Source organism: Kitasatospora sp. NPDC034533 (genome assembly GCF_055575155.1).
In genome coordinates this window covers 26,742-45,304 of the sequence record NZ_JBVITE010000045.1, presented here as the reverse complement: position 1 = coordinate 45,304, position 18,563 = coordinate 26,742, and the positions used below count along the sequence as shown (strand labels likewise).

The 18,563-nt window shown below is 75.2% G+C and carries 18 protein-coding genes; 9 read left to right on the top strand and 9 right to left on the bottom strand.

Annotation, left to right across the window (positions count from 1 at the left end):
* Positions 1-26: 26 nt before the first annotated feature.
* A complete protein-coding gene (locus ACZ55U_RS26835) occupies positions 27-3,365 on the top strand; it encodes an error-prone DNA polymerase (protein WP_465529815.1) in 3,339 nt (1,112 codons plus the stop codon).
* A gap of 106 nt (positions 3,366-3,471) precedes the next feature.
* Here ACZ55U_RS26835 and ACZ55U_RS26830 read toward each other — a convergent pair whose 3' ends face one another.
* On the bottom strand, positions 3,472-4,164 hold the full coding sequence (locus tag ACZ55U_RS26830; protein WP_465529813.1) for a hypothetical protein: 693 nt from the start codon (positions 4,162-4,164) through the stop codon (positions 3,472-3,474).
* A 232-nt stretch (positions 4,165-4,396) separates the two neighbouring features.
* Positions 4,397-5,215, bottom strand: a complete 819-nt coding sequence (locus ACZ55U_RS26825) for a TIGR03084 family metal-binding protein (RefSeq protein WP_465529811.1) — start codon at positions 5,213-5,215, stop codon at positions 4,397-4,399.
* Positions 5,216-5,401: 186 nt separating this feature from the next.
* On the opposite strand from ACZ55U_RS26825, the gene ACZ55U_RS26820 reads away from it, so the two are divergent.
* Positions 5,402-6,178, top strand: coding sequence for a helix-turn-helix transcriptional regulator (locus ACZ55U_RS26820; RefSeq protein ID WP_465529809.1), 777 nt, complete (start codon positions 5,402-5,404; stop codon positions 6,176-6,178).
* A 7-nt stretch (positions 6,179-6,185) separates the two neighbouring features.
* Here ACZ55U_RS26820 and ACZ55U_RS26815 read toward each other — a convergent pair whose 3' ends face one another.
* Positions 6,186-7,721 (bottom strand): AMP-binding protein, encoded by a 1,536-nt coding sequence (locus tag ACZ55U_RS26815; protein WP_465529807.1) that lies wholly within the window; start codon positions 7,719-7,721, stop codon positions 6,186-6,188.
* 302 nt (positions 7,722-8,023) lie between these two features.
* Between ACZ55U_RS26815 and ACZ55U_RS26810 the strand changes: the two genes are divergently transcribed.
* Both ACZ55U_RS26810 and ACZ55U_RS26805 read left to right on the top strand, forming a co-directional pair.
* Positions 8,024-8,554 (top strand): GNAT family N-acetyltransferase, encoded by a 531-nt coding sequence (locus ACZ55U_RS26810; RefSeq protein WP_465529805.1) that lies wholly within the window; start codon positions 8,024-8,026, stop codon positions 8,552-8,554.
* Positions 8,555-8,573: 19 nt separating this feature from the next.
* Complete coding sequence (locus ACZ55U_RS26805) at positions 8,574-8,960, top strand: VOC family protein (RefSeq protein WP_465529803.1); 387 nt, start codon at positions 8,574-8,576, stop codon at positions 8,958-8,960.
* A gap of 9 nt (positions 8,961-8,969) precedes the next feature.
* Here the strand turns inward: ACZ55U_RS26805 and ACZ55U_RS26800 are convergent, their stop codons facing one another.
* Complete coding sequence (locus tag ACZ55U_RS26800; RefSeq protein WP_465529801.1) at positions 8,970-9,563, bottom strand: maleylpyruvate isomerase N-terminal domain-containing protein; 594 nt, start codon at positions 9,561-9,563, stop codon at positions 8,970-8,972.
* 123 nt (positions 9,564-9,686) lie between these two features.
* Between ACZ55U_RS26800 and ACZ55U_RS26795 the strand changes: the two genes are divergently transcribed.
* A complete protein-coding gene (locus tag ACZ55U_RS26795; protein ID WP_465529799.1) occupies positions 9,687-10,334 on the top strand; it encodes an NAD(P)-dependent oxidoreductase in 648 nt (215 codons plus the stop codon).
* Between the two features lie 88 nt (positions 10,335-10,422).
* On the opposite strand, the gene ACZ55U_RS26790 is transcribed toward ACZ55U_RS26795, so the two are convergent.
* Positions 10,423-11,205: a dioxygenase family protein gene (locus tag ACZ55U_RS26790; RefSeq protein WP_465529797.1), complete on the bottom strand. Its 783-nt coding sequence runs from the start codon at positions 11,203-11,205 to the stop codon at positions 10,423-10,425.
* Between the two features lie 170 nt (positions 11,206-11,375).
* Here ACZ55U_RS26790 and ACZ55U_RS26785 point away from each other — a divergent pair, with 170 nt between their 5' ends.
* The gene (locus ACZ55U_RS26785; protein ID WP_465529867.1) at positions 11,376-11,840 is read left to right on the top strand and encodes a MarR family winged helix-turn-helix transcriptional regulator; all 465 of its coding nucleotides are present in this window, start codon (positions 11,376-11,378) and stop codon (positions 11,838-11,840) included.
* A gap of 12 nt (positions 11,841-11,852) precedes the next feature.
* On the opposite strand, the gene ACZ55U_RS26780 is transcribed toward ACZ55U_RS26785, so the two are convergent.
* Both ACZ55U_RS26780 and ACZ55U_RS26775 read right to left on the bottom strand, forming a co-directional pair.
* Positions 11,853-13,085, bottom strand: a complete 1,233-nt coding sequence (locus ACZ55U_RS26780; RefSeq protein WP_465529795.1) for an RNA polymerase sigma factor — start codon at positions 13,083-13,085, stop codon at positions 11,853-11,855.
* Positions 13,086-13,137: 52 nt separating this feature from the next.
* The gene (locus ACZ55U_RS26775; RefSeq protein ID WP_465529793.1) at positions 13,138-13,509 is read right to left on the bottom strand and encodes a YciI family protein; all 372 of its coding nucleotides are present in this window, start codon (positions 13,507-13,509) and stop codon (positions 13,138-13,140) included.
* A gap of 238 nt (positions 13,510-13,747) precedes the next feature.
* Here ACZ55U_RS26775 and ACZ55U_RS26770 point away from each other — a divergent pair, with 238 nt between their 5' ends.
* Both ACZ55U_RS26770 and ACZ55U_RS26765 read left to right on the top strand, forming a co-directional pair.
* Complete coding sequence (locus tag ACZ55U_RS26770) at positions 13,748-14,209, top strand: molybdopterin-dependent oxidoreductase (RefSeq protein WP_465529791.1); 462 nt, start codon at positions 13,748-13,750, stop codon at positions 14,207-14,209.
* A gap of 106 nt (positions 14,210-14,315) precedes the next feature.
* On the top strand, positions 14,316-14,834 hold the full coding sequence (locus ACZ55U_RS26765) for a GNAT family N-acetyltransferase (protein ID WP_465529789.1): 519 nt from the start codon (positions 14,316-14,318) through the stop codon (positions 14,832-14,834).
* Positions 14,835-14,850: 16 nt separating this feature from the next.
* On the opposite strand, the gene ACZ55U_RS26760 is transcribed toward ACZ55U_RS26765, so the two are convergent.
* Positions 14,851-15,876 (bottom strand): LacI family DNA-binding transcriptional regulator, encoded by a 1,026-nt coding sequence (locus tag ACZ55U_RS26760; RefSeq protein WP_465529786.1) that lies wholly within the window; start codon positions 15,874-15,876, stop codon positions 14,851-14,853.
* A 210-nt stretch (positions 15,877-16,086) separates the two neighbouring features.
* On the opposite strand from ACZ55U_RS26760, the gene ACZ55U_RS26755 reads away from it, so the two are divergent.
* Positions 16,087-17,040, top strand: a complete 954-nt coding sequence (locus tag ACZ55U_RS26755; protein WP_465529784.1) for a DUF4436 family protein — start codon at positions 16,087-16,089, stop codon at positions 17,038-17,040.
* Between the two features lie 714 nt (positions 17,041-17,754).
* Here ACZ55U_RS26755 and ACZ55U_RS26750 read toward each other — a convergent pair.
* Positions 17,755-18,507, bottom strand: coding sequence for a GNAT family N-acetyltransferase (locus ACZ55U_RS26750; protein WP_465529782.1), 753 nt, complete (start codon positions 18,505-18,507; stop codon positions 17,755-17,757).
* Positions 18,508-18,563 lie beyond the last annotated feature (56 nt).

The window sequence follows — 18,563 nt, the reverse complement described above, 5'->3', positions numbered from 1 at the left end:
TACGAGAACGACGAAGGCACCCTCCGATGGGCTTCACCAGCCACCCCACCCTCCCCTGGAGCGAACTGCACCGCCGGCTGACCGGCGCGGCGCCGGACCGTACGGTCGTCCCGCTGCGCCGCCACGCCCCGGAACAGGAGCAGCCCCCGGCGCCGAAGGGCTCCCCGGACGACCCCGCCGGACCCACCCCCGGACCCACCCCCGACCTCGCCCCGGAACCCACCCCCGCCCCCGCACCCACCCCCGCCCCCGCACCCACCCCCGCCCCGGAACCCACCTCTACCCCCGAACCCTGGGCCGAACTGCACGTCCACTCCGCCTTCAGCTTCCTGGACGGCGCCAGCGACCCGGAGGACCTGGTCGCCGAGGCGCTCCGGCTGGGCGTGGAGACCCTCGCGATCACCGACCACGACGGCCTGTACGGCGCCGTCCGGCTCGCCGAGGCGGCTCGGGGAACGGGCCTGGCCACCGTGTTCGGCGCCGAACTGACGCTCCGTCACGAGAACTCGGTGGAGCACCTGTTGGTCCTCGCCCGCGACCCGGCCGGCTACCGCCGCCTCTCCGCCGCGATCGCCGCCGCCCAGCTGGCCGGCGGGGCCAAGGGCAACCCGGTGTACGACCTCGCCGCGCTCGCCGAGGCGCACCGGGGCCACTGGGCGGTGCTCACCGGCTGCCGGCTCGGCCGGGTCCCGGCGGCCCTGCCCGACGGCGCCGAAGCCGAGCGCCGACTCCACACCCTCACCGAGGCGTTCGGCCGCGAGAACGTCTACGTCGAGCTGATCGACCAGTGGCTGCCCGGCGACGACCGGCGCAACGACGCCCTCGCCGCCCTCGCGGCGACGGCCCGGCTCCCCGTCGTCGCCTCCACCAACGCCCACCACGCCGGCCCGGCCCAGGGCCGCCTCGCCCAGAGCCTCGCCGCCCTGCACGAACGCCGCACCCTCCAGGACGCGGTCGGCTGGACCAGGGCGGCCGGCACCGCGCACCTGCGCTCGGGCCGCGAGATGGCCGCCCGGCTGGCCCGCTTCCCCGGGGTGCGGCGGGCCACCGCCGACCTCGGCCGGGCCTGCGCCTTCGACTTCGCCAAGCTGGACCCGGAACTGCCCGGCTTCCCCGTCCCCGAGGGCGAGACCGAGATCAGCCACCTGCGCGCCCTGGTCGCGGCCGGCGGCCCGGCCCGCTTCGGCCCCGGCAACACCGCCGCCCGCCGCCAGCTCGCCAAGGAGCTGGACGTGATCGAGGACCTCGACCTGGCCGGCTACTTCCTGATCGTCCACGACATCGTGGACTTCTGCCGGAGCCGGGAGATCTGGTGCCAGGGCCGGGGCTCGGCCGCCAACTCGGCGGTCTGCTACGCCCTCGGGATCACCGCCGTCGACCCGATCCACTACAAGCTGCTGTTCGAACGCTTCCTCTCCACCGCCCGGGACGGGCCGCCCGACATCGACCTGGACATCGAGAACCGCCGCCGCGAGGAGGTCATCCAGTACGTCTACGGCCGGTACGGGCGCGAGCACGCCGCCCAGGTCGCCAACGTGATCACCTACCGGCCCCGGCTGGCGATCCGCGACGCCGCCCGGGTGCTCGGCTACCCCCAGGGGCAGGTGGACGCGTTCAGCCGGCAGACCGACTTCCGCTCCGCCCCCGGTGCGGACGCCGTCATCCCCGCCGACGTGCTCCAGCTCGCCACCCAGCTCCACGGCCTGCCCCGCCACCTGGGCATCCACTCGGGCGGCATGGTGCTCACCCGGGAGCCGATCGGCGAGATCTGCCCCACCGAGTGGGCCCGGATGCCGGGGCGCTCGGTGCTCCAGTGGGACAAGGAGTCCACCGCCGGCGCCGGGCTGGTGAAGATCGACCTGCTCGGCCTCGGCATGCTCGCCGCCCTGCACGACGCCTGCGACCTGGTCGCCGAGCACCACGGCCTGCGCTACGACCTGGCCACCATCCCGGACGACGACGCGGGCGTGTACGGGATGCTGCGCCGGGCCGACACCGTCGGCGTGTTCCAGGTCGAGTCCCGGGCCCAGATGGCGACCCTGCCCCGGCTCAAGCCGGACCACTTCTACGACCTGGTGGTCGAGGTGGCGCTGATCCGCCCCGGCCCCATCCAGGGCGGATCCGTCCACCCGTACCTGCGCCGCCGTGCCGGGGTGGAGCCGCCGGGCTGCCCGCACCCGCTGATGGAGAACGCGCTCGGCAAGACCTTCGGGGTGCCGCTGTTCCAGGAGCAGATGATGCAACTCGCCATCGACTGCGCCGGGTTCACCCCCGCCGAGGCCGACCGGTTGCGCCAGGCGATGGGCGCCAAGCGCTCGCACGAGCGGGTCGCCCGGCTGCGCGAGCGGCTGCTCACCGGGATGGCCGAGCGCGGCATCCCGCCGGAGGTGGCCGAGGACGTCTACGGCAAGATCGAGGCCTTCTCCAACTACGGCTTCCCGGAGAGCCACGCGATCAGCTTCGCCTACCTGGTGTACGCCAGCGCCTGGCTCAAGTACCACTTCCCGGCGGCCTTCACCTGCGCGCTGCTGGCCAACCAGCCGATGGGCTTCTACTCGCCGCTCAGCCTGGTCGCGGACGTCCGGCGGCACGGCGTACGGGTGCGCGGGGTGGACGTCAACGCCAGCGGGGCCAGGCCCACCCTGGAGCCGTACCGGGGGCCGACCCCGAAACCGCCGCTGACCGCCGGGCGCCCGCAGCCGGCGATCCGGCTCGGCCTGGAGACGGTGCGCGGCATCGGCACCCCGCAGGCCGAGGCGATCGTGGCGGGGCAGCCGTACGCCGACCTGGAGGACTTCGCCCGCCGCACCGGTCTGCCCGGTCCCGTCCTGGAGGCGCTGGCGACGGCGGGCGCCTTCGACTGCTTCGGGCTGACGCGTCGTCAGGCGCTGTGGGCGGCCGGGGCGTTCGCCGGGATCTCGGCGGACCTGATCCCCGGCACCACCCCCGGCACCGAGGCGCCGGAGCTGCCCGGCATGAGCCCGGTCGAGGAGACCATCGCCGACCTGTGGGCCACCGGCACCTCCGCCACCAGCCACCCGCTCCAGCACCTGCGCGGCCACCTGGAGCGCGGCGGCGCCCTCTCGGCCGCCCAACTCCCGGACGTGCCACCGGGGACGGCGGTGGTGGTCGGCGGCCTGGTCACCCACCGGCAGCGGCCGCCGACGGCCGGCGGGGTGCTCTTCCTCAGCCTGGAGGACGAGACCGGGCTGATCAACGTGATCTGCAACCGCCCGGTCTGGGAGTCCCAACGCCGCACCGCCCTGGACCGGGCCGGGCTGCTGGTGCACGGCCACATCGAGCGCGACCGGGGTGCCACCAACCTGATCGCCACCCGGCTCACCCCGCTGCGGATCGGCCTCTGAGCGGGGTGGGCCCACGGCCCGATGGGACACGGGTCCTCCTGCTGCGGCCGATCCCGGGTACCCGATCCCTGTCCGGTACCCCCGTCCCTGCTCCGGTACCCGATCCCTACTGCGGGTAGCCGATCGCCGCCAGGTCCTCGGCGAGTTCGTCGAGGTCGGTGTCCGGGTTGAGCGCCGCCACCACGGCCGGGGTGAGCGGGCGCAGTGCCAGGACGTGTTCGACCGCGCCGAGGTCCAGCTCGTGCTCCGGCTCGAAGTAGTCCCGGGCCCACGCCCGGTAGGCCTCGGCCGGGTCGTCACCGAAGCCTGCGGCCGGGCCGTCGGCTTCGGCCGGCTCCTCGGCGGAGCCGTCGGCCGGGCCACCCGTCCGCAGGGCGAACTCCAGCATGGTGAACAGGTGCTCGCCACCGCGCTCGGCGGCCACGCCGTGCCAGCCGCCGTCCCCGGTGGCGCGCCAGAAGCAGCGGGTGACCGTCGGGCCGTCCTCGTCTCCGAAGGCGGGCTCCTCGGCGAAGCGGCGGAACTCCTCGGGCACGGACCCGAGCAGCTCCGGGGCGTTGGGTGCCTCGTGGTCGAAGCCGCGCCCGTAGACGCCGGCGGGGGAGAACACCACGAACCAGTCGTCGCCCTGGCCGTTGCGCATCGAGGCCATCTCCTCGCCCTCGCCCCAGCCGGAGTCGAAGGAGTGGTACCGCGAGTCCCAGTCGTCCGGACAGAGGATCGCGTCGAGGGCGGCCAGGGCGCGGCAGCGGTCGCGCAGGTCGGGGATCGCGGGCAGGGCGCTGAGCAGGGCGTTCATGCCGTCATTCAACCCCGGAGGTCGGACAGCGCATCCCTCGGGTCGGTTCACGCCGACGGTCGCCGCCCCCCTCACTCGGATCGGGTCGGTTCACGCCCCGGCTGCCGCCCCCCTTGCCCGGGTCGGGCCGGTTCACACCTCGGCTGCCGCCCCCCCTTGTCCGGATCGGGTGGCCCCGAAGCCCGGATCGGGCCGCCCCGAACTGCCGCCCCCTCACCCGGATCGGGTCGGCTCAGGCCGCCGGTCGCCGCCCCTTGCCCGGCGCCCCGGCGAAGGCCTGGGCGATCGGCAGCCAGGCGGTGGCGACCGGGCCGGTGGCGGTGAGGGCGAGGTCGTCCCGGTGGCGGCGCTGGGTCACCAGCAGGCAGAAGTCCAGGGCCGGGCCGGCCACCACGTCCTCGGCGCCGGCCGGGCCGATGGACCAGGTCCCGCCGTCCGGCGCGGTCAGTTCGAGCCGGACCGGGCGCTCGGGCGCGGGCAGGCCGTGCAGGGCGAAGGCGAAGCCCAGGGTGCGCAGCCCCAGGTGGGCGATGTGCCGCAGCCGGGCGGTGGGCTCGCGGGTGGCGCCGAGCGCGTCCGCGACGTCCTGGCCGTGCGCCCAGGTCTCCATCAGCCGGGCGGTCGCCATCGAGGCGGGCTTCATCGGCGGGCCGAACCAGGGCAGCCGGACACCGGGCGGCGCGGCGCCGAGCGCGGCCTGCACCTCCTGCCGCCCGGCCCGCCAGCGGGCGAGCAGCGCGGCGGGCGCGGCGGCAGCGCCCTCGCGGGCGCCCTCCTCGACCGGATCGGCGCCGGATTCCAGCAGGTCGGTGAAGCGACCGCCGAGCGAGGCGCCGAAGCCCTCCGGGTCGCGCGCGGCCAGCGCCGTCCAGTCGTCGGTCCAGGCCAGGTGGGCGATCTGGTGCGCCACCGTCCAGCCCTCGGCGGGCGTCGGTCGGGCCCAGTCCTCGGCCGGAAGCCCGGCGACCAGGCCGTCCAGCACCGCGCTCTCGGCCCGCAGGTCCGCCAGCAGCCCGTCCAGGACGTCACCCGCGGTGTTCGAGTCGGTCATCGGTTCTCCCTCCGGCACCGGATCCCCTTGCGGCCACGGCAGTTGCCAGCGGGAGGCCCGCCGGCTGCTACCCGCCGGTAGCGTCCGGCGCACCCTACGCCCGGCCGGCCACCGTTGTCCGCCACTCCACGAAACACGCACGTCAGGACTCTCGCCACCGGCCGCACCGCGTGTGACAATTCCGCGATGACAAGGGCTGCGGACCCCCACCTTGCGCAACCCGTCGGCGACGCTGCGCAACCCGATGACCCCGAACTCACCGCGCGCGCCGCCGAGCTGGTGCGGGACGCCGTGCTGGGCGACCTCGCCCGCCGGGTGGTGGCCGAGTGCGGCGCCGACGTCGGCCTGGTCGGTGTGCCGGAGCCGCTGCCCGGGAGCCGCCCCGGCAGCGAGGGCATGGTGCTGCGCCACTGGGCCGGCACCCGGGCCGACCTGCTGCACGACGTGCCCGTCCCGGCCGGACTCGGCCTCGGCGGCCGGGCGCTCGCCGAGCGGGCGCCCACCTGGGTGCCCGACTACCGCGCGGCGACGACCATTTCGCACCACTACGACGCGGCCGTGGCCGCCGAGGACCTGTACGCGATGCTCACCGTCCCGCTGATGGACGGCGACACCGTGCACGGCGTGGTGTACGCCTCGCTGCGCGCCGTCGTCCCCTTCGGTGACGTGCGGATCTCGGCGGTCGGCAAGCTGGCCCGGACCGCGACCAGGGCGCTCGCCGGGACGGCCGCGTGGAGCCGCGCGCGGCCCCGGCAGGCCGCCCCCGTACCGCCGTTGACCCCGCGCGAGCACGAGGTGCTGCGGTGGGCGGCGACCGGCCGGACCAACCCGGAGATCGCCGCCCACCTGGGCCTGACCTGCAACACCGTGACCGGCTACCTGAAGTCCGCGATGCACAAGCTCGGCGTCCGCAACCGGACCGAACTCGCCCTCGCCGCCCGGGAGTCGGGGCTCGTGGACTGACGGTGCGTCAGTTGACCTGGCGGTCCCGCCCGGCCCAGTACGGCTCGCGCAGCCGGAACTTCTGGAGCTTCCCGGTGGCGGTGCGCGGCAGCCCGTCCCGGAACTCCACCGTGGTCGGCGACTTGTAGCCGGCCAGCCGCTGCTTGCAGTGCGCGATCAACTCGGCCTCGGTGACCGTCTCGTGGCCCTCCCGGAGCACCACCAGCGCCTTCACCGTCTCACCCCACTTCTCGTGCGGCACGCCGATCACCGCGACCTCGGCGACGGCCGGGTGGTCGTACAGGCAGTCCTCCACCTCGATCGAGGAGACGTTTTCCCCGCCGCTGATGATGACGTCCTTCTTGCGGTCCGAGATGGTCAGCTGGCCGTCGGTGAGGGTGCCGCCGTCGCCGGTGTGGAACCAGCCGTCCCGCAGTGCCTCCGCGCTCGCCTCCGGCTGCCGCCAGTAGCCGTCCAGCACGGTGTTGGAGCGCACCAGCACCTCCCCGGAGGGGTCGATCCGCAGCTGGGTGCCGAGCGCCGGGGCCCCGGCCCGCACCAGCTTCTCGGCCCGCTCGGCGGCCGGCAGCGCGTCCCACTCGGCCCGCGAGCGGTTGACCGTCACCACCGGGGAGGTCTCGGTCAGACCGTAGAGCTGCATGAACTCCCAGCCGAGCTGCTCCTCGACCTGCTGGATCACCGAGGTGGGCGGCGGGGCGCCGGCCACCACCATCCGCACCCGGTCCCGGCCGGGCACCGGGCCGTCCCACTCGGCGGCCGCGTCCAGCACCATCTGGACGACGGCGGGCGCGCCGGACAGGAAGGTCACCCCGTGCCGCTCGACCCGGCGCAGGATCTCCGCGCCGTCCACCTTGCGCAGCACGACGTGCCGGCCGCCCAGGCCGGTGATCGCGAACGGCATGCCCCAGCCGTTGGCGTGGAACATCGGCAGGGTGTGCAGGTAGACGTCCCGGTCGCTCGCGCCGTAGTGCAGGGCCATCAGCGTCGCGTTCAGCCAGGCGTTGCGGTGGGTGACCTGAACGCCCTTGGGGCGGGCGGTCGTTCCGCTGGTGTAGTTGATGGTGGCGGTGTCGTTCTCGTCCACCGCGTACCGTCGCGGGGTGCCGTCGAAGTCGTAGAGCACGGCGTCGCTGTCCGCGCCGAGCACGAACTTGTGCTTGGCCACCACCCCGCTCAGGGAGTCGGCCACCTCGGGGTCGACCAGCAGCACGGACGCGCCGCTCTGCTCGACGATGTACGACACCTCCTCGGCCCGCAGCCGGAAGTTCACCGGCACCAGCACCCGGCCGTACCCGCTCACCCCGAAGAACGAGGTCAGCAGCCGGGCCGAGTTGTGCGAGACGACCGCGACCCGCTCGCCCGGCCCGACACCGAGCCGGTCCAGCCCGGCCGCCTGGGCCCGGGCCAGCTCGGCGACCCGCCGGTAGCTCAGCTCGCCCCAGGATTCGGCCGGCTGCACCGGCTCGTCGACGATGCCGACCCGGTCGCCGTAGACCAGCTCGGCCCGGTCGAGGAAGTCCATCACGGAGAGTGGAATCTGCATGGGGCCCACTGTCCTCCCCCGTCCGGCCCGTGCACACCCCCGATCGGGGGTATCACCCCTGCGGGTCCGCCCCGTCCGCCGCCCCGGTGACCACCACGACCCGGCCCGCTGTCCCGCTCTCGTCGCTCATGGCCCCACCCTCCGACCCTGCCGCCGGCGTCAAGGTCAAGCGGGAGCCCCGGGCCCTCCGCCCGCGAAGGGCCCGGGGCGAACGGCGGGCCCGGGGCGCCGGCCCCGCCGTACACCTGGCAGGATCGCGACGCACGGTCACCACCCACCGGGGGAGTACGGGGGAGCACGCCATGAACGACCACCCGACAGCCGACGGACTGCTGCTGCGCCCCTTCGAGGACGCCGACGCGCCCGCCCTGATCGAGATCTACCGGGACGAGACGCTGCGCCGCTTCACCCGCACTCCGGTGGACGGCCCCGAGCAGGCCGCGCACTGGCTGCGGCTCCAGGACGAGGGCCGGGCGGCCGGCACCCGCTACAGCTTCGCCGTCCTGGACGGCGGCGCACTCGTCGCCAACGTCGTGCTCAAGCGCCCCGCGCCGGGCGGGGAGTCGGCCGAGGTGGGGTACTGGACGGCGGCCCCGGCCCGCGGCCGAGGGGTGGCCCCGCGCGCGGTGGAGGCCCTCACCGCCTGGGCCTTCGCCGCCTTCGCCGCCGACGGCCTGCGCCGGATCGACCTGCTGCACCAGGTGGACAACCCCGCCTCCTGCCGGGTCGCCGAGAAGGCCGGCTACCGCCTCACGGAGATCGTCCCGGCCTTCCCGCCGTACCCGCTGGACGGCCACCGGCACTCCCGAAAATGGCTGGACGGATCCCGATGACGCAGGTCAGAGTGGTCGAATGGCTTCTCTGGTACGACATGTGACGATCGACTGCGCCGACCCGTACGCCCTGGCCGGCTTCTGGGTCCAGGTCCTGGACGGCACCCGCGGCGAGGACGACCACCCCGAGGACCCGATGGCGGTGGTGGAGTCCGCCGGTGCCTCGCTGCTCTTCATCCGGGTGCCCGACGAGAAGTCGGTGAAGAACCGGCTCCACCTCGACCTCCAGCCGCAGGACCGCAGCCGGGAGGAGGAGGTGGAGCGCCTGGTCGCCCTCGGCGCCACCGTGCTGGCGGACCACCGTCTCCCGAACGGCAAGGGCTGGGTCATCCTGGCGGACCCGGAGGGCAACGAGTTCTGCGTCGAGCGCAGCCAGGCGCAGCGGGTCGCCACCGGCGACGCCTGAGCGAGCGGATCAGTCCGGCCACTCGCCCATGGCCGCCCGCCAGTTCCAGGAGGACTTGCGCGGGCGGCCGTTCAGTTCCCCGCGCCCGGTGCACCAGAGCAGGACCTCCGCCGGGTGGGCGTCCGGTTCCTCCGGAGCGTGCGGGAAGAGCCGGTCGAGCACGAAGCGGCACGGCTCGGCGGGCGGTCGCCAGGGCAGACCGAGACCGCAGGTGATGTCGTGGGTGTGCAGCAGGGTCTCGGCGACCCCCATCGCGGCGAAGCCCGGCGGATCGCAGGGCCCGTGGTGGTAGGCGCGCAGCTCGGGCGGGGCGGCGTCCAGGGCGGTGGCCAGCAACTGCCCGGCCGCGCGCACCACGCCGAGCACCTGCGCCGGGTCGGCCTCGGGCCGGACGGTGAGGTCCAGCGGCAGGTAACGGTCCCGGGGGCGGGCGGCGAGCTGACCGGCGTAGGCGAGCAGGTCGTGGGCGGTGTGGGCGGCCGTGTCGCGGCAGCTCCACTCCAGGAGCCCGGCGGGCGCGTCCCAGTCGCGGTCCCCGGTGTGCGGGGTGAGGACCGCCAGTGAGGCGTCCAGGGCGGTTCGTACGGAGTCGCCGTTGCGCATGATCACTCCTCGGACGGGGTGTCACACGATAGGCCCAACGCCCGAGCCCGCGCCGGGAGTCCGTCCGATAATCGACCCTGGCTGACGCCATCCCGCACCTCCACCGCACCAGGCAGGTACCCCATGGCCACAATCGCCGTGATCGGCGCCAACGGCACCATCGGCAGCGCCCTCGTCACGGAGGCGGCGGCGCGCGGGCACGAGGTCACCGCCGTGGTCCGCGACCCGGATCGCTACCGGGGCGAGGCCGCCGCCGTGGAGCGCGCGGACGTCCTGGACCCGGCGGACGTGGCCCGGGTCGCGGCCGGCCGGGACGTCCTGGTGAGCGCCGTCGGCGGCGGCGACGGCCCGGGCCACCTGGCGCTGATCGAGCCCGCCGCCCGCTCCCTGGTCGAGGGCCTGCGCCGGCTCGGCGGCGCCGCGCCCCGGCTGATCGCGGTCGGCGGGGCGGGCAGCCTGGAGACCGCGCCGGGCGTGCGGGTCTGGGACGACCCGCGGCTGCCGGAGCCGATCCTCCAGATCATGCACGCGCACGGTGCGGCGCTGGACTACTTCCGGACGGTCTTCGACCTGCGCTGGACGGTGCTCAGCCCGGCCGCCGAGATCGGCCCGGGGGAGCGGACCGGCCGGTACCACACCGGCCTGGACCAGCTGCTCACCGACGCCCAGGGGCGCAGCCGGATCTCGGTGCCGGACTACGCGGCCGCCCTGGTGGACGAGATCGAGCAGCCCGAGCACATCGGCGAGCGCTTCACCTGCTGCTCCTGGTGAGGCCACCGGGACCTGCGCTGCTCCTGTGAGGCCGCCGGGCCCGGGAGCAGACTCCGGGCCCCAGCGCCCGGTGAGCGTCCCGCCCGGGTCAGCCCAGCTGGACCGAGCGCTTGGCCAGGCCCATCCAGAACCCGTCGATGACGCTGCGCTGGCTGTCCAGGTCGGCCTCGCCGGCCCCGAGGGTGACGAACAGCGGCGCGAAGTGCTCGGTGCGCGGGTGGGCGAGGCGCCCGGCCGGGGCCTTGTGCTCGAAGTCGAGCAGGGCGTCCAGGTCGTGGGCCTCCAGGGCGCGCCGCCCCCAGTCGTCGAACTCGGCCATCACCGAGCTGACCCGCCCGTCGCTGCTGAGCGCCCGCAGGTTGTGGGTGAAGAAGCCGCTGCCGACGATCAGCACGCCCTCGTCCCGCAGCGGGGCGAGCTTGCGGCCGATCTCCATCAGCCGCCGCGGGTCGAGGGTGGGCAGCGAGATCTGGAGCACCGGGACGTCGGCGTCCGGATACATCTCCACCAGCGGGACGTACGCGCCGTGGTCGAGTCCGCGGTCGGGGATGTCCTGGACGGGCGTGCCGGGGGCGCGCAGCAGCTTGCGCACGCGCTCGGCGAGCTCCGGCGCGCCGGGGGCCGCGTACCGGACCCGGTAGTAGTGCTCGGGGAAGCCCCAGAAGTCGTACACCAGCGGGACGGTGGTGACGGCGCCGAGGGCGAGCGGGGCCTCCTCCCAGTGCGCGGAGACCATCAGGACGGCCTTGGGCCGGGGCAGCTCGGCGGACCAGGCGGCCAGCTCGCCCGGCCAGATCGGGTCGTCGGCCAGCGGCGGAGCGCCGTGCGACAGGTACAGGGCGGGCATGCGCTCGGGGGCCGCGGCGCTCATGGCGTCCTCCTCGGAGGTTCGGGGTTCGGGGCTCAGGGTTCGGGTGGGAAGAGGCGATCGGGGGCGGAGGGGGCGGTGCAAGGTAGTTCAAATTTGAACGTCTACTGCGATCGACGGTACACCTTCGTTCGAATTTGAACAACAGGAGTAGGCTTCACCCCATGTCCCCACTGAGCGAACCCCGCTGGCTGGACCCGGACGAGGCGGCCGCCTGGCGGGGCTTCGTCACCGCGAGCAACCTGCTGAACCGGCGGCTGGAACGCCAGCTCAAGGAGGACTCCGGGCTCTCCCACCAGCAGTACGAGATCCTGGTGCACCTGTCCGCCGCCCCCGGCGACTCGCTGCGGATGACCGAACTGGCCGACAATCTGGTCACCTCCAAGAGCGGCCTGACCTACCAGATCACCCAGCTGGAGCGGATCGGCCTGGTCGCCCGCCGCTCCTGCCCCAGTGACGTCCGCGGCGTCATCGCCGAACTCACCGACCAGGGCCGGGAGGTGCTGCGCCAGGCCGCGCCCGGGCACGTCGCCCTGGTGCGCGAGCTGCTGATCGACGTGCTCAGCCGCGAGCAGCTCGCGGTGCTCGCCGAGGGGCTCGGAGCGGTCAGCGCCCGGCTGCGCCAGGACGACGCCTGAGACCCAGCGGGCTCAGCCCCGCAGGCCTGCCGCCCGCTCCAGCAGCAGCTCCCGCTCCCGTTCGTTGCGGGTCAGCCCCGCCGCCCGCTCGAACTCGGCCCGGGCCTCCGCCGGCCGGCCCAGCCGGGCCAGCAGGTCGCCCCGCACGCTCGGCAGCAGGTGGTAGCCGCGCAGCGCGGGCTCCGCCGCCAGCTCGTCCACCAGCTCCAGCCCGGCCGCCGGCCCCCGGTCCATCGAGACCGCCACCGCCCGGTTCAGCGCCACGACCGGGGACGGGGTCAGTGCGAGCAGCCGCTCGTACAGCGCGGCGATCATCGCCCAGTCGGTGTCCGCGTAGCGCCGCGCCTTGGCGTGGCAGGCGGCGATCGCGGCCTGCACCGCGTACGGCCCGGTGCCCGCCCGCTGGAGGGCGTCGAAACCGCGCCGGATCAGCAGCCCGTCCCAGCGGGCCCGGTTCTGCTCGGCCAGCAGCACCGGCCGGCCGTCCGGCCCGGTCCGGGCGGCCGTGCGCGAGGCCTGGAACTCCAGCAGCGCGGCCAGCCCGTGCGCCTCCGGCTCGGCCGGCATCAGCGCGGCCAGCACCCGGGCCAGCCGCAGGGCGTCCTCGCACAGCCCGGGGCGCAGCAGGTCGTCCCCCGCGGTCGCCGAGTAGCCCTCGTTGAAGATCAGGTAGATGACCTCCAGCACCGAGGAGAGCCGCCGCGCCCGGTCCTCCCCGTACGGCACCTCGAACGGCACCCCGGCCTTCGCCAGCGCCCGCTTCGCCCGGACGATCCGCTGTGCCACCGTGGGCTCGGGCACCAGGAAGGCGCGGGCGATCTCCGGGGTGGTCAGCCCGCCGAGCAGCCGGAGGGTGAGCGCGATCCGGCCCTCCGCCGGCAGCACCGGGTGGCAGGCGGTGAAGACCAGCCGCAGCAGGTCGTCGTCGATGTCCTCCGGCCCGGCCGGCTCCGGCGCCGGCACGTCCTCCAGCGCCCGCCCCACCTCGGCGAGCTTGCGGGCGTAGACCTCCCGGCGGCGGACCAGGTCGATCGCCCGGTGCTTGGCGGTGGCCGTCAGCCAGGCGCCGGGGTTGTCCGGGACGCCCTCGCGCGGCCACTGTTCCAGCGCGGCCACCAGGGCGTCCTGCGCCAGCTCCTCGGCGATGCCGACGTCCCGGACGATCCGCGCGGCCCCCGCGATGATCCGCGCGGACTCGATCCGGAACACCGTCTCGACGGCCGCCGCCGCCTCCCTGTCCGTCACGGCCACCCATCAGAGCAGCCGGGACGGTGGGAGGCAAACGCGGGCACGGTCGTTACTTCGGCGGCTCCGGCATCTCGTCGATCTGCCGGACCTCCGCCTCGACCGGCCAGTGCGCGGGGTGGGTCCGCAGGAAGCGCCGCGTCCACTCCAGGGCCTCGGCGCGGTCCTTGCACTGGAGGATGGCGTAGCCGCCGACGACCTCCTTGGTCTCGGTGAACGGCCCGTCGGTGTAGCCGATCTTCCCGTCGTTCCAGGTCACCCGGGTGCCCTGGGAGGTCGGGGTCAGCCCGGCGGTCTCCAGCATCACCCCGGCCTTGGTGATCTCCTCGAACAGGGCTCCCATCCGCTGCTCGAAGCCCGGGTCCGGCGCCCAGCCGGCGCGGGCGTTCTCGTCGATGCGGATCAGCGTCAAGAAGCGCGGCATGGTGACTCCTCGGTCGTGCGGGCGGGGCCTCTCCCCGCCTCTCGCCCCTGCGTCGAACGGGCCGGCGCCGGATCGACACCCGTCGCGAAGAATTCTTCCGCTTCTTTCCGTTCCCCGCCCGAGACCAGCACCTGCGAGCCGATAGCGACTTGGTCCCTCGCATCTGCGAATGGCTGGGCCGTGGTTCGGGTAGGGCTCCTGCGGGTCACGGCTCGGTGGCCCGGAGGAGGGAGCCCCCATGTCCCCGGTGAGACCGACCGTCCGCCTGCACGGCCACCTCGACCGACCCGCCGAGCTGACGGTCGCCGAGTTGCGGGCCCTGCCCGCCCACCGGGTCGAGGCCGGCTTCCACTGCCTGACCTCGGGCGAGCGGCGCCACGGCTACGAGGGCCCGGCGCTGCTGGACGTGCTGCGCGCGGCCCGGCCCCGGATCGACTTCTCCGGCCGCAAGCAGCGGCTGCGCTTCCTGCTCTCCGTGGACGGCGCCGACGGGCACCGGGCGGTGGTCTCGTGGGCCGAGATCGACCCGGACTTCGGCGGCCGGCGCATCCTGCTCGCCACCAGCGTGGACGGCGCCCCGCTGGACGCCGTCGGCCCCCAGCTCGTGGTGCCCGACGACCACTGCGGCGCCCGCTACGTCAGCGCCGTCACCGCGGTCTGGCTCGGCCCCCTCGGCGACCCGGCGCGCCCCACCGCGTGACGCCCGGCCGCCCGCGCCGCCGGGCCCGACCGCCGCAGGTCGGAAGGGCCGGACGGCGGCCCCAAATCACTCGCCGGAGCCGGGTTTCCGTGCCAACATGCCCCATATGGGGACGATTCTGCACGGCACCTTGGTCACGCTCCGCCCGGCCACCAGCGAGGACATCCCGGCCCTCGCGGCCATCCGCGGCACGCCCGAGGTGTTCTCCCGCTGGCGGGGCGGCGACGACCTCGCCGACGAGGTCGCCAACGACCTGGAATCGCCCGGCACCGAGACCTTCGCGATCGAGATCGACGACAAGGTGGTCGGCGCCATCCAGTGGTACGCCAACAACGACGACGAGTACCGGCACGCCGGCATGGACCTCTACCTCGACCCGGCGGTGCACGGCATGGGCCTGGGCACCGACGCGGTGCGCACGATGGCCCGGCACCTGGTGCACGAGCACCACTACCACCGCCTGGTGATCGATCCGGCCGCGGACAACCTCGCCGCCATCCGCTGCTACGCCAAGGTCGGCTTCCGCACCGTCGGCACCATGCGCCAGTACGAGCGCGGCCCGGACGGCACCTGGCACGACAACCTGCTGATGGACCTGCTGGCGGACGAACTGCTCGAAGAGTAGGGGAGCGGCCCCGGCGTCAGGCCGGGGTGGGCGGCGGGCAGCCGCAGGAGCGCCGGACCACCAGCTTGGCCGGGAAGGTCCGGGCGCCCCGGGCCCGGCGCTCCGGCCCGCCGAGGACGAGTTCCAGCGCGGCGCGGGCCATCTCGTCCTGCGCCGTGGTGACGGTGGTCAGCGCGGGGCCGGCGATCACCGCCTCGGCGATGTCGTCGAAGCCGGCCACCGCGAGGTCCTCCGGCACCCGGATGCCGAGGTCGTCGGCGGCCCGCAGCAGGCCGATCGCCTGGTCGTCGGTCGCGCAGAACACCGCGGACGGCCGGTCCGGCCGGGCGAGCAGGGCGAGGGCCTCGCGGTGCGCCCGGACCCGGTCGAACGGCGCCGGGACGAGCCGCCCCTCGGTGGGCAGCCCGGCCTCCTCCAGCGCGGCGATCCAGCCGGCCGTCCGCCCGGTGACGGGGTCGTGCGGGCTGAGCGCGAGGGTGCCGCCGAAGCAGTGCACCTCGGAGTGCCCGTGCCCCAGCAGGTGGCGGACCACCTCGCGGGCGCCGCCCTCGTCGTCCGCGACCACGGCGACGCCGTCCTCGCTCTCCGCCCTGTGGTGCAGCAGCACCACAGGGGTGCCGTCGGCCACGTCGAAGCCGGTCAGCCCGGGGGTGGCCGGGTCCTGGGTGACCAGGATCAGACCGTCCACCTGCATCCCGAGGAAGGCCCGGATGTAGTGCGCCTCGCGCTCGTCGGCGTAGTCGGAGTTGCCGATCAGCAGCAGCCGGCCGTGCTCGGCGGCGGCCTGCTCGACGGCGTGGGCGAGCCCGGCGAAGAAGGGCTGGCGGGCGTCCGGCACGACCATCCCGAGCAGGTCGGTCCGCCGCCGGGCCATCGCCTGGGCGACCCGGTTCGGCCGGTAGCCGAGTTCCTCGACCGCCGCGAGCACCCGCGCCCGGGTGGCCGGCGCCACCGGCCGCGGCCCGTCGTTGATCACATAACTCACGACCGCCGTGGACGTCCCCGCCACCCGCGCCACATCGTCCCGCGTCACCCTCGCCATGACCGTTGAGCCTACACAGCCCGTCGATCGGCCCCGATCAGCGCGTTTGCCGGGCCCACGAGGGGGCCGCGCCGGAGCTGTGCCGGAGCTGTGCCGGGCCTGCGCCGGACCCCGATCGGCCCTCTGCGGTTGCCCGCCGCCACGGCCGCCCGGAGGGTGGCGGGACGGGCGGCACCCGCAGCCGCCACCGCCGACCGTGGGAGCCGGCCGATGAGCGAGCCGCCGCACCGGCGGGCCGTCCGGAGCACGCGTCCGGCGGGCCGGCCGCGGATCCGCCTCCACCCCCGGGTACGGGCCGCGGGCTCCCCGCCGCCGGTGCCCCGGGTCGCGCCGTGGCGCCCGTACGCGGTGCTGGCGGCGATCCTGCTGTTCTGCGCGGCCGGGCTGCTGCTCTACCTCGACGAGCGCTCCAGCCGCGGCCACCCCCAGGTGGTGGGCACGGCCCCCGGCCCGGACTTCCTGGAGGTCGACGTGACGCTCCAGCGGGTGGACGCGGCCGCGCAGACGCTCGCCGCGAAGGTCCTGGTCCAGCCGCACGGCGCCCTGCGCCAGGCGGACAGCCCGCTGGTCCCGGCGGCGGACGTGGTGCTGGAGACCACCTCCCTGGAGCAGACCTCGCTCGGCTTCCCGGCCGGGCGGCAGATCGGCTCCAGCGCGGTGTCCTTCAGCCTCTTCGACGGGCGGGTCTCGGACTACCCGTTCGACCACTACAACGCGGTCGTCGGTTTCCGGGGCACCGCGGGCGGGCGCCCCGTCCCGGTGGTGATCGGCCTCCAGGAGGCCGACCCCTTCTTCGTGTTCCGGCGGACCGAGCAGGAGAACGAGGGCCTCGGCATCGCCGTCACCGAGCGGATCACCCGCTCGCGCAGCACCTTCATCCTGGCCTGGTTCATGATCGCCGCGATGTGGGCGCTGGCACTGTCCGTGCTGGTGGCCGCCTGGCTGATCGTCCGGCAGCGGCGCGGCATCGTCTGGCCCGCCCTCGGCTGGATGGCGGCCACGCTGTTCGCCCTGGTCGGCATGCGCAACGCCGCGCCCGGCAACCCGCCGATCGGCTCGCTGCTGGACTACGCGGCGTTCTTCTGGGCGGAACTGCTGGTCGCGGTCGGCCTGACCATGGTCGTGGTGCGCGGGGCCCGGGTCGAGGGCGGGCACAAGGAGTAGGTGCAGGAGGCGTGGTCCGCCGAGAGGCCGAGGGCGCGTGCGTCGAGCGGGCCGCGCAAGACGGCAGGGTCTGGACCAGCGGGTCCACGACGGCCGGTCGGCCGGGGCCCGGCCGGCCGTGGTCTCCGGGCCGGGGAGCAGGTGCTGTCCGCCCGCCACCAGGGTCAGGGTGGTCGTCCCGGTCAGCGGTGAGCGGGCGTAGCCGGTGAGCGCCGGCACCCGGCTTCGCGGGCCGGCCGGCGGCGTCCACCACGCTGCGGGTGGCGCCGGTGTGGCCGACGGCCGGGCAGACGGCGCTGGGCCCGAGCCCCGCGGCGGCCGGCCGGGCGGTGACCGGATCGGCCGGGGCGTCCACCAGCAGGCCGAGCGCGCGGCCGATGGGCGCGGTCGGGCACCACCGGCGCCGGACAGCCCGGTGCCGAGCAGCACCACCCGGCGCACGCCGTCCAGCAGTTCGGCGGCGGGCTCGCGGGTCGGCCGCATGGAGGGGGCGGTGAGGCCGTCCGGGGCGGCCCGGGCGGCGTGCGGCGTCTCGGCCAGCGCCCGGGCCGCCGGATCGCCCCCCGTCGGCGGGGCGTGCGGCGGTGGGGCCGTCGGGCGGCGGCGGCCTTCGGCTCCTGGTAGCCGCGAAAAGCCCGGCCGCCGGCAGGCCCGGACCACCGAGGAGCCGCCGGACGCGGACGCGGGCGAGGGCGAGGGCGGTGGTCGGAACGGCTAGGCGGCGTCGGGCACGACCACCGTCAACGAGGTCTCCTGGTGCAGGAAGCCCAGCGCCTCGTAGACCCGGCGGGCCGGGTTGCCCTCGGTCACCACCAGGGTGATGTCCGCGAGCCCGCGGGCGGCGGCGTCGCCGATCGCCCGGCGCAGCAGGTCGGTGCCGAGGCCGCGGTAGCCGCGCACCGGGTGGCGGAAGACGTCGGCGACCCACGGCCGGCCGTCGCGGTCCGTGAGGATCAGTCCGGCGACGACGCGGTCCTCGGAGTCCACCGCGAGGAGGCTGGAGGGCAGCACCGGACCGATGACGTCCCCGGCGAGCAGCGGGGCGATTCGCTCGGCGAGCACTTGGGCGTCCTCGCCCGGGTAGAAGTCGACGTGGTCGGCGGCGAAGGCGGCCCGCCAGGCCTCGTACAGCTCCTCGGGCGCGCGGTCGCAGGGCACCGCCCGCAGGCCCTCGCGCAGCGGCGTCCCGGCCCAGTCGGCGGGCGGGGGATCGGCGCGCAGGTCGCGGCGGAGGGTGTGGGCGTGCCGCAGCACCCGGGCGCCCCGCGCCACCAGTTCCCGCCCGAGTTCCGGGGAGCCGGAGACCACCCAGCCCGGCAGCTCGGCGCGGATGAACCCGGCGGCGTCCACCGACTCGTCCAGGACCTCCAGCAGATCGGCCCAGGGCCGCCCCTCCCGCTCGTCCAGCAGGTAGCGCAGCACCGGCTCGCCGTCGGCACCCCGCCTGATGACCCGGTCCTCGGCCATGGCCCCACCCCGTCCCGCACTCGCGTGATCGTCCGTCGGCGGCCATGCTCACCGAG

Excerpts from the sequence above, each read along its gene's own strand:
- ACZ55U_RS26835 (WP_465529815.1), top strand. The coding sequence starts at position 27 with ATGGGCTTCACCAGCCACCCCACCCTCCCCTGGAGCGAACTGCACCGC.
- ACZ55U_RS26830 (WP_465529813.1), bottom strand. The coding sequence starts at position 4,164 with ATGAACGCCCTGCTCAGCGCCCTGCCCGCGATCCCCGACCTGCGCGAC.
- ACZ55U_RS26825 (WP_465529811.1), bottom strand. The coding sequence starts at position 5,215 with ATGACCGACTCGAACACCGCGGGTGACGTCCTGGACGGGCTGCTGGCG.
- ACZ55U_RS26820 (WP_465529809.1), top strand. The coding sequence starts at position 5,402 with ATGACAAGGGCTGCGGACCCCCACCTTGCGCAACCCGTCGGCGACGCT.
- ACZ55U_RS26815 (WP_465529807.1), bottom strand. The coding sequence starts at position 7,721 with ATGCAGATTCCACTCTCCGTGATGGACTTCCTCGACCGGGCCGAGCTG.
- ACZ55U_RS26810 (WP_465529805.1), top strand. The coding sequence starts at position 8,024 with ATGAACGACCACCCGACAGCCGACGGACTGCTGCTGCGCCCCTTCGAG.
- ACZ55U_RS26805 (WP_465529803.1), top strand. The coding sequence starts at position 8,574 with ATGGCTTCTCTGGTACGACATGTGACGATCGACTGCGCCGACCCGTAC.
- ACZ55U_RS26800 (WP_465529801.1), bottom strand. The coding sequence starts at position 9,563 with ATGCGCAACGGCGACTCCGTACGAACCGCCCTGGACGCCTCACTGGCG.
- ACZ55U_RS26795 (WP_465529799.1), top strand. The coding sequence starts at position 9,687 with ATGGCCACAATCGCCGTGATCGGCGCCAACGGCACCATCGGCAGCGCC.
- ACZ55U_RS26790 (WP_465529797.1), bottom strand. The coding sequence starts at position 11,205 with ATGAGCGCCGCGGCCCCCGAGCGCATGCCCGCCCTGTACCTGTCGCAC.
- ACZ55U_RS26775 (WP_465529793.1), bottom strand. The coding sequence starts at position 13,509 with ATGCCGCGCTTCTTGACGCTGATCCGCATCGACGAGAACGCCCGCGCC.
- ACZ55U_RS26770 (WP_465529791.1), top strand. The coding sequence starts at position 13,748 with ATGTCCCCGGTGAGACCGACCGTCCGCCTGCACGGCCACCTCGACCGA.
- ACZ55U_RS26765 (WP_465529789.1), top strand. The coding sequence starts at position 14,316 with ATGGGGACGATTCTGCACGGCACCTTGGTCACGCTCCGCCCGGCCACC.
- ACZ55U_RS26760 (WP_465529786.1), bottom strand. The coding sequence starts at position 15,876 with ATGGCGAGGGTGACGCGGGACGATGTGGCGCGGGTGGCGGGGACGTCC.
- ACZ55U_RS26755 (WP_465529784.1), top strand. The coding sequence starts at position 16,087 with ATGAGCGAGCCGCCGCACCGGCGGGCCGTCCGGAGCACGCGTCCGGCG.
- ACZ55U_RS26750 (WP_465529782.1), bottom strand. The coding sequence starts at position 18,507 with ATGGCCGAGGACCGGGTCATCAGGCGGGGTGCCGACGGCGAGCCGGTG.